At 61.2% G+C, this 260-nt stretch carries 1 protein-coding gene; it reads left to right on the forward strand.

The window, feature by feature from the left end; genetic code table 11:
- On the forward strand, window positions 1–260 hold a 260-nt coding region (locus tag AAEY78_RS13755), incomplete at both ends, for a penicillin acylase family protein (protein WP_352339914.1).

The following is a 260-nucleotide window of genomic DNA, read 5'->3' on the forward strand; positions in this document are numbered from 1 at the left end:
CTACAACGCCATGCAAACCGTGCCCCGCGCCGACGGCAAACGCGAAGTCGTCAGCGGCACCAGCTACCTGCAAATCGTCACCTTCGACGACAAAGGCCCCAACGCAGTCGGCGTACTCGCTTTCTCCGAGTCCAGCAACCCGGCGTCCGCCTACTCAAAGGACCAGACCCAAGCCTTCTCCGAGAAAAAACTGCGCCCATTGCCCTTCACCGAGGCCCAGATCAAGGCCGACCCGCACTACCAAATCCACACGGTGAAGG

Origin of the sequence: Psychrobacter sp. 16-MNA-CIBAN-0192 (genome assembly GCF_040309565.1) — a bacterium.
GTDB lineage: Bacteria > Pseudomonadota > Gammaproteobacteria > Pseudomonadales > Moraxellaceae > Psychrobacter.